Raw genomic sequence first — 12503 nt, 5'->3', positions numbered from 1 at the left:
TTTATTTATGATTTTTTCACTCTACGGCGTTGGTTTGCCACAACACCAAACACAACCAATAAAGCAGGAATGAACATCCACTCTTTCGCTGGAGCGGATTGTGGAACAGCCACATAAAGTAACGTTTGATCCCAATTCAAGCCAGCTTTCGCGGCTGGAGAATCGATCTCAACCATATCAATCACGAGTTTTGGTGTGTCTACACCATCAACGTTAATTTTTTCATCGGTTTGAATAAGCGTTAAACCTACGTTTTTCAAACGCTCTTCACCCGTTGAGCCTTCTGGTACAGGTAATTGAGCGTAAAACTCAATTTCTTTACCGTAAGGATTTAACCCTTTCACTTTTAAGGTAACATTTTGACCTACCTGACTTTCAAGCAACTGTTCTTCAAAATGCACTGGCTCAATATGACGTTCAGACGGATAAATACGATCCATAAAAAAGCCTGGGCGAAATAATGCAAAGGCTGCAATCACAAGTAATGCCGTTTCCCACCATTTATTTTTAGTTAAAATATAATTCATGGTTGCCGAGGTAAACGCTAACACCCCAACCGTTGCAGTAAAGAACACCAACCAACCCTGTCCTGGATAGTGAAGATCAATCAACAATAAATCCGTATTAAAAATAAATAGGAACGGAAGAATTGCGGTTCTCAAACTATATAAAAAAGCCACTAAACCTGTTTTAATCGGGCTACCGCCTGAAATTGCCGCGGCAGCGAAAGAGGCTAAACCGACAGGTGGCGTCACATCTGCCATAATCCCGAAATAGAACACAAATAAATGCACCGCAATAAGTGGCACAATTAATCCATTTTGACGCCCTACTTCCACAATCACGGTTGCCATTAATGATGACACCACAATATAGTTTGCCGTTGTAGGTAATCCCATTCCTAAAATCAAACTAAAAATGGCAACTAAAATCAACATTAACACAATGTTACCCATTGACAGAATTTCAATCACGCTTGAAAGCTGAACACCAAATCCTGTTAATGCAACAACACCCACAATCACCCCTGCCGTTGCGGTAGCTAAGGCAATACCCGTCATATTACGACCACCTGCCTCAAGGCTATCAATCACATCTTTTAGCCCCTGCTTGACAAGTTCAACCGTCACCGCCTCTTTGCGGAAAACGTGTAATAAAGGACGCTGAGTTAATTGAATGAAAATCAGCGTAACGGTTCCCCAAAATGCAGAAAGCCCTGGCGAAAGCATTTCAACCATTAAGCACCAAAGCAATACCACAACAGGAATTAAGTAATGTAAGCCAGCATTTACCGTTGGTTTTTTCTTCGGTAACGACACAATACCTGAATTTGGATCATCTGCCTCTAAATCAGGAAAGCTCGCCACCCGACGAATGGCTAACAAATACCACACCGCTAATAAAGCACACACAATCCCAAAGGCAAAATCAGGCGTAATGGCACGAATCCAACCTAAACCGTAATAAACGCCAATCACCAAAGCTAACACCACTAAAATTGAGGTCACTGCTCTTAATAAAAACACCAATATTGGGCTAGGCGGCTCACTTCTTGGCAAGCCTTGCAAATTCATTTTACAGGCTTCCAAATGCACGATATAAACCAATGCGATATAAGAAATCAACGCGGGTAAAAACGCGTGTGTAATCAACTGGCTATAAGGCATATTCACATATTCAATCATCAAAAACGCCGCAGCCCCCATAACAGGCGGCATAATCTGCCCATTTACTGATGAAGCAACCTCTACCGCACCCGATTTTTCTTTGCTAAAGCCCACACGTTTCATCATTGGAATGGTAAACGTGCCTGTTGTCACCACATTAGCGATAGACGAACCCGAAATCAAACCAGTTAATGCCGAAGAAACCACTGCGGCTTTTGCAGGACCACCACGCAAGTGACCTAAATAAGCAAACGCCGTTTTAATGAAGTAATTCCCTGCCCCTGCTTTATCTAACAACGCACCGAATAACACAAATAAGAACACATATTTAGTGGAAACACCCAATGCAACCCCAAACACCCCCTCTGTGGTAATCCATTGCTGGTTAATGATTTGAGAAAGAGAACCAGAACGATGGCTTACAATCCAATCAGCAGGAAAATACTGCCCAAAGAAATTATAAACCAAGAACACCATCGCAATAATCACAAGTGGCAAGCCAAGGCTACGGCGAGTGGCTTCAAGCACCAATAAAATCCCCAAACAGCCTGCAATAATATCTTGCGTATTAGGCGCCCCGAAACGTTTAACTAATCCATCATAAAAGAAAATATAATACAACGCCAAACAAGCCCCCACTATCGCAAATACCCAATCGATCTTCGGTATCCGATGTTTAGGGGAACTTGCAAAGGCAGGATAAGCCAAAAAGGCTAAAAACACCGCAAACGCCAGATGGATAGAACGGGCTTTCGTATCATCCACCACCACATTCAACGAAAAGCCTAATTGAGTGAGCCACTCTTGGAACACAAACGGCAATGGAGAGGCATAATAAATTTGAAAGAGAGACCAAAGAATAGCCCCATACACAATCGCCTTCTTCGCCAAACCAGAGGGGGTTCGCCCCCCTGTATCATTTGATGCCACCATATCTTGCAGGTCATCATAATCCGCTTTAGATTCAACCGACATAACAGATTCCTCAACAACACAAGCGGTCAAATTTTGCTAAAAATCTGCAAATTTTCTCGAAAAACCGACCGCTTGCTAAGCTAAATACTATGGATAACTTATCAATCAAACGAAAAAATTGATAAATTATCCACAGTCCATAAATGCAAAAAAACCAGCACGCCAAAACGTGCTGATTAAACCCACATCACAAAATACAAAGGTTACTGCATCCAACCTTTTTCTTTATAATAACGCACCGCCCCCTCGTGCAAAGGGGCAGAAAGTGCATTTTTAATCATCTCTTCTTGTTTTAAATTCGCAAATGCTGGGTGTAAACGTTTAAAACGATCAAAATTATCAAACACCGCTTTAGTCACGGTATACACTTTATCGGCATCCACATCAGAAGATGTTACCAACGTTGCATACACCCCAAAGGTGTCTGTTGGCTCATCTGAGCCTTTATATAACCCACCAGGAATGGTTGCTTTTGCATAGTAAGAATGATCGGCAACTAATTTATCAATTTCAGGCCCCACCACTGGCACTAATTTTGCCTCACAAGACGCAGCGGCTTCTTTTAATGCCCCATTTGGGTGCCCCACGTTATAAGTAATCGCATCTAAATTGTTATCACACATAACTGATGCCATTTCTGCAGGTTTTAATTCGGAGGCCACTTTAAAATCTCTATCCGTCCAACCTTTTGCGGCTAAAATCACATTCATTGTTGCACGCGTGCCCGAACCTGGGTCACCCACATTCACCCGTTTTGCTTTTAAATCATCGAAAGAGGCAATACCCGAATCCGTCCGTGCCATTACGGTAAACGGCTCGGGATGAAGGGAGAAAATGGCACGAATTTTATCATTTTTCTTCCCCTCAAATGAGCTTGAACCATTATAAGCGTGGTATTGCCAATCTGATTGAGCAATCCCCATATCCATTTCTTTCACTGCAATCGCATTTAAATTTGCCACCGAGCCGCCCGTTGATGGTGCATTACATTTCACCCCGGTTTTTGCCGTATCACGGTTTACTAACTGACAAATCGACTGCCCCACCACATAATAAACCCCCGTTTGACCACCCGTACCGATAGTCACAAACGTTTCAGCCGCGTGAACAGATGCCCCACCCATTACTAAGCTGGCAAGAAAAGAAAGTTTGACTAATTTTTTCATGATTGGCTCCTAAAAATCAGCATAAAAAAGCATTTATTTTAAGCAAACGCTCAAAACACCATAAAAACTAAGGCAATTTTTTAGCACAGATTATTTGATTAGTAAAACAATTTTTCTCGCCCCCCACACAAAAAACAGGCTAAAACTGAAAACAAATTGACAACCACCACATTCAACACTACCATTAGGGCTGATCGTGGTTATATACTTATATGATGATCATCACTAGCTAGTATTTCTTGTTTGTTACCCCCATAAGAACTTGCAAGAAATTTTTATTGTATACAATTCAATTTTTTATGGAGTTTCTATTATGAACAAAATTTTTAAAGTGAAGAAAAACGCACTTGGTCAATCTGTGGCTTGCTCAGAATTAGCTACGTCTCGCTCAAAATCACGCGTGGTAGCCACCGCATTAGCCCTTGCCGTCGCAAGTGGTGTAAGTATGGCTGATGATACTGTCATTGAATATAAGATTGATGGCACTCAATTTAATAACCTTTATAAGGCTGTGAAAGGCCAAGACTTAGGTCTACAAGGTATGCGAGACGCAAGAATGACTCTGAATGAATTCGGACAATTTACGGCTGACACATTAATCCAATTGGGTTCAACAACGTACTCTCTTATAGGGGATGTAGACGCTCTAACAAAGACCGTTATAAGTAACAAAATTGATACTGTTCACAACAAAGCAGACATTGATGTAACAGCACGTTATGTAAACGGTCTTAAAGACATAGTTAATAACAATGCAACCGATATTGCAGAAAATAAAGCATATCTTGATAGCATCGCTGAAAGTGTTTTAGCCAACAAAGTCGCTAGTACAACGAACAAAGCTGATATTGCAGAAAACAAAAAGAACATTGCAGCGAATAAAGAGCATGTAGACGTTCTAACAGATACAGTTCTAGCTAATAAAGTTGATATTGCACACAACAAAGCAGACATTGATGCAACAGCACGTTATGTAAACGGTCTTAAAGACATAGTTAATGACAATGCAATTGAAGTGGCTAAAATTGGAGGCCTTCAGGCACAAATTACGGCTAACCAAGCAGACTCAGCAAAAAATTTCACTGATACTAACGCTAACATAAAAGCCAATAAAGACGCTTTAGAAACAAAAGTAGAAAAAAGAGACTTCTACCACGTCCAAGATAATGTAAACAGCAATAATACTGAAATTGCAAAATTACAGGCAAATAAAGCCGATGTTGAATATGTTGATAATGTAGCTGAAGGTGTCTTAGCCAACAAAGTCGCTAGTGCAACGAACAAAGCTGATATCGCAGAAAATAAAGCATATCTTGATAGCGTCGCTGAAGGTGCTTTAGCCAACAAAGTTGCTAGTACAACGAACAAAGCTGATATTGCAAAAAACAAAAAGGACATTGCAGCGAATAAAGAGCATGTAGACGTTCTAACAGATACAGTTATAGCTAATAAAGTTGATATTGTACACAACAAAGCTAAGATTCATATGCTAGAAACTTCAGTAAACAGCTTCCAAAATCAAACCTTAGATCTTACCTCAACGAAAACCAGAGTATCTGCGTTAGAAAACAGAACTAGTGCGTTAGAAACCAGAGTGAACAAACTGAATAAAAACCTGAGTGCAGGTATTGCAGGCACAGCGGCGTTATCTATGATGCCAACTGCGGGCGAAAAAGGTGCTCACTACATCACGGCAGGTGCAGGTCATTATAATGGCCAACAAGCGATTGCTATCGGTTTAACAGGTAACTCTAATAGCGGTAAATTTAACTATAAAGTAGGTGCTTCTGCAACCACATCTGGCTCTCCAGTAGTAGGTGCAGGTGTAGGTTACCGCTGGAAATAATCATTAATAAATGATTGTGTAAAACATAAGGCACTTGCGTTTGGCAAGTGCCTTTTTTGTGCATTCATTTATGCGTTATTTATTGCGGTTTATTTTAGCTTTACCCCTACCTAAAACGTTTTACTATCTCTTAATAAATGCACATCACCTTTACGTCTTAAAAAGCCTGAACGATCAAAATATTCCATTAACTGCACGGTTAATTTTCGCCCATAGCCTAATTCATCACGCAATTGATTGACTGAAATCGCTCCCTGTTTTGCCACAAACCGTTTAATTAAGGCGGCAAATTCGCTGATTTGTTCACTTAATAAAAAGCGATCTTTCACAATAGGAATAAGATAGCCTAATTTTCCTGCTTTATATAAAAGATTACGCATTTGCCCCTCCTCTACAGAAAGCTGGCTTGCTACATCACGCACCCAAAGTGCTTGGTTGGTTGCCTCAAAAAGCGGTCGAATTTGTTGCCAACATTGCCATTCAGTATGGGTAAATTCAATACGATGTTCTGGCAAATGTAACCAGCCTCGGCTGTTTGCTAATCGGTTTTCTGCCACTAGCTCTTCAATAAATTGATTGGCTAAACTTTCGGGCAAATCCAATAATGCCATACGATAAAGCCGTGCTTTGGTGACGCCTATTTGATCTTGATGTTGTTGGTGGTAGGTTGTGATGTTTTCTATCACCCGTTGTTGGGCTTGGGCTTTAAATTCGTGATTAAATAGCCATTTTGAAGAGACATCAAACCCTAATTTTGCCACCGCTTTCGTAGTCAATTGCTCCGCCCATAATAGCAATGGCAAATCAATGGCTTTTTTTTGCAGATAGAGATTAATTCGTGCGGCAAAATCATCACAAGCGGTCGTTTTTTCAAGATTTTTTACCCACGCTAAACGCTCATCGGTGCGTTTGTGGCGTTTGGGTGAGTGGATTTCTAGCACCACCGCCCCCGCTAATGTTTGGCTGTCATCTCCATTTCGGATAATCAGTTTGTCGTTTATGGCAATATGCAGCGGCTCGTCTAAAATCACTTCTGCAAAAAATTGCTGATTTTTGACCGCTTGTTTCCCCTCAAGCAAATTGAGTTTGCCTGTAATATGGCGGGCAAAATGGTAAATGTGGACGATGCTGTTTTCTTTAAAAGATTGGTTGGGTGTAAGTGAAACCGTGATGCGATCGGTGGCAAAGTGAGGCTCAAGCGTTGTTATCCAATCGCCACGCTTAATCTGCTCTTTTTCAACATTCGCAATATTTAACGCCAAACGCTGACCTGCAGAGCCTGTTTGCGAAGGGGTGTTTTGGGCGTGAATGGCTTTTACTCGAACCGTTTTACCGTTCGATAAAAACAACTCCGATCCCACGCTCACACTGCCTGCAACCGTTGTGCCTGTTACCACTAAACCTACACCTTTAATATTAAAAACACGGTCAATCGCATAGCGAAATGGCTTGTTTGTGTGAGGATTATGTTGATTGAATTGCGTTAAATAAGCCTTTAATTCCTCAATGCCTTGCAGGGTTTTGGCAGAGGTCACAAACGTTTTCGCCTGTGCTAAAAATGGATACGCTGTTTTCACCTTTTCAATTAATGACGAAATTTGCTCGACACTCGCACGATCTGCCTTGGTGATCACAACCATAATGTGCTGAAAATTCAGCAGGCGGAGAATGTCTAAATGCTCTTCGGTTTGCGGCTTAATACCCTCTTCGGCAGAAACCACCAACAACGCGTGATGAATACTGCCCAGCCCTGCCAGCATATTGGATAAAAACCGTTGATGCCCTGGCACATCAATAAAACCTAAAATATCATTCTCAACAGGTAAATAGGCATAGCCTAAATCAATCGTTAGCCCACGTTTTTTCTCTTCGGGCAAATGGGCGGTATTGGTGCCCGTTAAGGCGTGTAAAAGCGAGGTTTTGCCGTGATCCACGTGACCTGCGGTGCAGATAATCATAGAAATCCTTGTGAAATTAGTAACTATTTTGACGAGAGGATTTGAAATCCACGATATAGACATTTTCCTGACCGATCAGGAATTTTACTTGATACTTTCCGTTTAAAATCGGAATTTCTTTTTTCTTGCGAAGTCGATAAACCTCTGCGGTATAAGAGTTTATCGACTTCGCTTTTAATTGCATCATAGAATTGCTCAGCAATAATCGGATTTTGAGATTGTTGTAAAATATAATCAGTTTGATGAAATAATTTTATTTCTGCCTTTTTCAGCCAAACAATATCATAATCAAACTTCATCATTTTTCAGACAACCCTAATTTTTTACGCAAATCTTCCATTACTTGATGATGAGATTTGGTTTCCACTAAGCCGTTCTCTAATTTATATAACAATTCAAGCTCATCATCTGTATAAAAACAGTTTTGTTTTTCTAATTGAGCAGCATTGTGTAATAACGTAAGATCCATATATCCCCCTTTGTCATTCATTGGTTAATATTCTAGCCTGATTTAACTAAAGTTCAAGGTTTGGTTTTGTGATTCCCCAACATCTCAATTAACCTCTCAAACTGGGCAACCGATCTCACATCTAACCACATTTTTCCTTGTGCAATGCGTCCAATAATGGGGCTTGGGTAGGTTTTGAACTGTTTTTCGAGTGCGAGCAAATCGCGCTGTTTTTCAGCAGAAATAGTCACGGCAACCGAAGGCAACCTTTCGGTTGGTAACGCTCCGCTGCCAATTTGGGCGTGGCTGGGTTCAATTTGCAAAATATAATCGGCATTTAACCGCTTGTTTAAGGCGTTTTTCAAGCGTTCTGCCTTGTTCTGTAACTCCTCGAGCGATTGAGTGAGTAAATTGAGTGTAGGTAAGGCTTCGGGTAATTTTTCTGGGAATAAATAGTGGCGAAGCGTTGCCTCAAGGGCAGATAAAATCACTTTATCACAACGTAATACACGTTTAAGTGGGTGTTGTTGCAGTTGTTGTATCATCGTTTTGCTGCCTACAATAATGCCTGCTTGAGGGCCGCCCAACAATTTATCGCCCGAGAAAGAAACTAAATCTACACCTGCTGCAACTTTTTGTTGTACCAACGGTTCATTAGGTAAATTTAACGCTTGCATATTGGTTAATGAGCCACTGCCTAAATCTGTCACGACAGGTAAATTAAACGCTTTTCCTAATGCCACTAACGCCTCGTCCGATACCGAGCTGGTAAACCCCTCAATATGGTAGTTGCTCGTGTGAACTTTCATCAAAAAGGCGGTGTTTTCAGTGATTGCGTTGCGATAATCGGCTAAATGCGTACGGTTTGTTGTGCCTACTTCCACCAACTTGCACCCAGCTTGACGCATAATATCTGGAATGCGAAACGCCCCCCCAATTTCCACCAATTCACCTCGAGAAACAATCACCTCTTTGCCTTGTGCGAAAGTCGCAAGCATTAGCAACACCGCCGCCGCATTATTATTCACAATACAAGCCGCCTCCGCTCCTGTTAAGGTTTGCAAAAGCTCAGAAATATAATTATCTCGATGCGATCGTTTTCCTTCATCAATATCAAATTCTAATGCAATGTGATGTCGCATTGCGTTTGTGGCAGCTTCAATCGCCTTTTCCGACCATAGCCCTCGCCCTAAATTAGTGTGTAGCACGGTGCCTGTTAAATTAAAAACCGTTCTGATCTTAACGTTGCTTAAGGCTTGCAGATTACCTTCTAATATGGAGAAAAATGCATTTTCCTCTGAGATAAAGCTCGGTAATGCTTGATGCTGAGCGATAAATTGACGGGCTTGATTAATCAATAATCGTGCTTGTTCTGCAACCGTAGAATAAGCAAATGTTTGGCATAATTCGACCGCTTGTGGCTTTTTTAGTAGCAAATCAAGAGAGGGGATTTGTCTGAATAGTTTTTGCATAATTTTTATTAAGAGAATATTTTGGATTATTCTAATAAATAAAGTACAATATTGCTACACATTCGGAAGTGCGTCATCTCCGGTGAGGTGGCAGGACTTCAAATCCTGTTGAGGACGCCAGCGTTCTCAGGTGGGTTCAACTCCCATGCACTTCCGCCAACCCTTGTTTTCTAACATTCCCCAGCGTTCACAACTTGTAATGGTCTAACCTATTTCTATATATAGATATTTTGATTTTCACCTTCTTTTAAAATGTAATTTGCACAATCCCAAAATGGGATTAAAATATAGCAACAAACCAACAGGGGAAACTATGAGAATAATCTCAACTTCAACATTAATAGACTACTACACAAAACACCCTGAAACGGAACAACCTCTAAAATCGTGGGTAGCTGAGGTAAAAAAAGCTAATTGGCAGACAGCTCACGATATTAAGGCACAATATAAAAATGCCAGTATCTTAAAAAATAGGCGTGTTGTGTTTAATATCAAAGGAAACGACCATAGGCTAATTGTGGCGGTTGCATTTAGATTAGGAGCGGTTTACATCAAGTTTATAGGCACACACGCAGAATATGACCGTATCAACGCAGACGAAATAGAACTATAGGGGCAGAAAATGAATATTACACCGATTAGAACAGAACAAGACTATAAGCAAGCATTAAAAGCAATTGAGCCTCTATTTGACCGTGAGGAAGAGTTAACAGGGGAAGAGGTAGATTATTTTGATGTAATGATTAGCTTAATTGAAAACTATGAAAGCAAACACTATCACATTGAACTACCAGACCCAATAGAAGCAATTAAATTTAGAATGGAACAGCAAGGGCTAGAGATTAAAGACCTAGATGGTATTATAGGCAAACCCAATAGAGTGTATGAGATTTTTAACAAAACTAGACCTCTCACGCTAAATATGATCCGCCAACTTCATAGCAAGCTAGGCATAGGGGCGGATATATTGATTCAAGCCTAGTTACAAAGCCGTTGATTGAGAGATTAACGGCTTTTTGTTTGCCTTTCCTTATCAATTTATCAACACTTTATGACCGCTTTTATATCACTCTTAGCGGCTTCTATGATGGTGGATGTCGATATGCTATGGTTAAAATTAACAAGGTACTCCCGAGGGGTTGCGGCGGCGTGGTTTTTGACAGTTTTTGACTTTCTAAGCATCATCTTCTGGAACTATTTTATCCCCAATAGGACACAACAGGGCTAAAATATACTCAATTGCCCCTACGTCTGAATAGAGGTTACCGATTGGCGGTTTAGCTTCCTTGTAAATGCCCTTAGTTATTATCCTCAAAAGCCCCCGATAAACCGCCGCTTTACACAATAATAAAATCAGCACATAATGCGGAATTAAACGCAATTTTTAAAAATTGAGGCTTTCGTTATGAAACTACCCTATCCGCCAAATCTCGACACGCTTTTAGAGCAATATTCAATTAATGACGTTTTGCCCTTTCTTTCGCAATTCAAAGCTACCGATGAAAAGGGGCGTTATTTGGCGTGGGATAAATTCAAATATGTGTACCCTAAAGATAGCGAAATAAAATGGCTTGCCACCAAGCTAAACCGCAAGGGGCTAAAAAATGCGTTAAGAGTAGGCGAGTGCGAATTTTCATTTTGTGTACCAGATAGTCTGCAGGCTCAACTTCATTTCATCGATAAAGCAACTGGCGGAAATGTAGGAACAAGCACGCTTACTGGCTTAAATAAAAGCGAACAAGACCGTTTTTTATTGAAATCGCTTGTAATGGAGGAAGCTATCACCTCAGCCCAACTAGAGGGGGCAGTTACTACTCGCAAAGTGGCAAAAGAGATGCTAGAAACTGCAAGAAAGCCCAAAACCAAAGGCGAAATGATGATTGCGAATAACTATGCCTTGATGAAAGAGGCGATCAAGCTCAAAGATGAACCGCTTTCTATTGAGCTTATCCTTGAGCTACACCGCACGGCAACGCATAACGCCATTGAGAATAAAGCCATCGCAGGAGAATTTAGGAAAGATGATGATATATTCATTTCAGATAATGACGGAAACCAACTCTATCAGCCGCCATCGCACACCCAACTAAAAGCACTAATGACCGCCTATTGTGAATTTGCGAATGCAGACCATAGCGGAGAAAAAGGGCAATTCATTCACCCAGTGATTAAAGCTATTTTGCTGCATTTCCTGATTGGGTATATCCACCCTTTCGGGGATGGCAACGGACGAACCGCAAGAGCCTTGTTTTACTGGTATATGCTGAAATCGGGCTACTGGCTATTTGAATATATCTCTATCAGCAGACTACTCAAAGAAGCCCCGAAACAATATGCGTTATCTTACCTCTACAGCGAAACAGACGAGCTAGATTTGACTTATTTCATTTACTATCAAGCTCACATCATTAAGCGAGCCATTAACGACCTAGAGCGGTTTATTAGTGAAAAGCAAAAGCGGTTCAACGCATTTATGGGGGAGATAGCAAAATTTACCGCCAAAACTGCTATTAAACTCAACGATAGACAAATTCAGATACTGCAAAAAGCGATTAAAGAAAAAGGCTACATCTTTACCGCAAGAGAAATCTGCAACGAGTACGGCATATCAGAAAACACAGCTAGAAGCGATTTAAAGGGATTGTTTGAGCTTAATCTATTAGGTCAATTCAAGACCGGCAACAGCATAAGCTACATTGCCCCTAGTGATTTAATCGAACGGTTACAAACCCAATAATCAACCAGCCTTTAGAAGTTACATTCTAAAGGCTTTTTATTGTCCATCACTTTGCTACAGCCAAATTTCTGAATTACAAAATGATGATGACGGAATATATGGGCAGCAATGAAAAAAAGTAACAAGAACTTAAGGGTAAAATAAAAACACATTTAAAATCAAAAATTTAACCTATTAATTTGACTCCCATACACTTCCGCCATTTCTCTTTCTTCTCTCCATTCTCAAAAATAT

At 40.6% G+C, this 12503-nt stretch carries 10 protein-coding genes and 1 tRNA gene; 5 read left to right on the top strand and 6 right to left on the bottom strand.

Annotated elements, in window-relative coordinates:
• Positions 1 to 5: 5 nt before the first annotated feature.
• On the bottom strand, positions 6 to 2642 hold the full coding sequence (locus HV560_RS02530; protein WP_176812087.1) for a TRAP transporter permease: 2637 nt from the start codon (positions 2640 to 2642) through the stop codon (positions 6 to 8).
• A 203-nt stretch (positions 2643 to 2845) separates the two neighbouring features.
• Positions 2846 to 3808 carry a TAXI family TRAP transporter solute-binding subunit gene (locus tag HV560_RS02525; protein WP_176812086.1) on the bottom strand — a complete coding sequence of 321 codons (963 nt, stop codon included), beginning with the start codon at positions 3806 to 3808 and terminating at the stop codon, positions 2846 to 2848.
• Positions 3809 to 4121: 313 nt separating this feature from the next.
• Between HV560_RS02525 and HV560_RS02520 the strand changes: the two genes are divergently transcribed.
• Positions 4122 to 5654 (top strand): YadA-like family protein, encoded by a 1533-nt coding sequence (locus tag HV560_RS02520; protein WP_176812085.1) that lies wholly within the window; start codon positions 4122 to 4124, stop codon positions 5652 to 5654.
• 110 nt (positions 5655 to 5764) lie between these two features.
• Here the strand turns inward: HV560_RS02520 and selB are convergent, their stop codons facing one another.
• The 4 genes from selB to selA all read right to left on the bottom strand — a co-directional run bounded on the left by selB (position 5765) and on the right by selA (position 9532).
• The gene (selB, locus tag HV560_RS02515; protein ID WP_176812084.1) at positions 5765 to 7612 is read right to left on the bottom strand and encodes a selenocysteine-specific translation elongation factor; all 1848 of its coding nucleotides are present in this window, start codon (positions 7610 to 7612) and stop codon (positions 5765 to 5767) included.
• Between the two features lie 16 nt (positions 7613 to 7628).
• A complete protein-coding gene (locus tag HV560_RS10325; protein WP_238348727.1) occupies positions 7629 to 7799 on the bottom strand; it encodes a hypothetical protein in 171 nt (56 codons plus the stop codon).
• Between the two features lie 111 nt (positions 7800 to 7910).
• A complete protein-coding gene (locus tag HV560_RS02505) occupies positions 7911 to 8081 on the bottom strand; it encodes a hypothetical protein (RefSeq protein WP_176807827.1) in 171 nt (56 codons plus the stop codon).
• A gap of 53 nt (positions 8082 to 8134) precedes the next feature.
• Positions 8135 to 9532 (bottom strand): L-seryl-tRNA(Sec) selenium transferase, encoded by a 1398-nt coding sequence (gene selA, locus HV560_RS02500; RefSeq protein ID WP_176812083.1) that lies wholly within the window; start codon positions 9530 to 9532, stop codon positions 8135 to 8137.
• 64 nt (positions 9533 to 9596) lie between these two features.
• Between selA and HV560_RS02495 the strand changes: the two genes are divergently transcribed.
• The 4 genes from HV560_RS02495 (at position 9597) to HV560_RS02475 (ending at position 12269) form a co-directional block, all read left to right on the top strand.
• Positions 9597 to 9691, top strand: a tRNA-Sec gene (locus HV560_RS02495).
• Between the two features lie 115 nt (positions 9692 to 9806).
• Positions 9807 to 10145: a type II toxin-antitoxin system HigB family toxin gene (locus tag HV560_RS02490; protein ID WP_238348726.1), complete on the top strand. Its 339-nt coding sequence runs from the start codon at positions 9807 to 9809 to the stop codon at positions 10143 to 10145.
• Between the two features lie 9 nt (positions 10146 to 10154).
• Positions 10155 to 10514: a helix-turn-helix domain-containing protein gene (locus HV560_RS02485; protein ID WP_176807824.1), complete on the top strand. Its 360-nt coding sequence runs from the start codon at positions 10155 to 10157 to the stop codon at positions 10512 to 10514.
• A gap of 423 nt (positions 10515 to 10937) precedes the next feature.
• Entirely contained in the window at positions 10938 to 12269 is a 1332-nt protein-coding gene (locus HV560_RS02475; protein ID WP_176807823.1) for a Fic family protein, read from the top strand.
• Positions 12270 to 12503 lie beyond the last annotated feature (234 nt).

Source organism: Mannheimia pernigra (genome assembly GCF_013377995.1).
GTDB lineage: Bacteria > Pseudomonadota > Gammaproteobacteria > Enterobacterales > Pasteurellaceae > Mannheimia > Mannheimia pernigra.
Note: the sequence above shows the minus strand (reverse complement) of the source record. Positions and strands in the feature narration are given on the sequence as shown.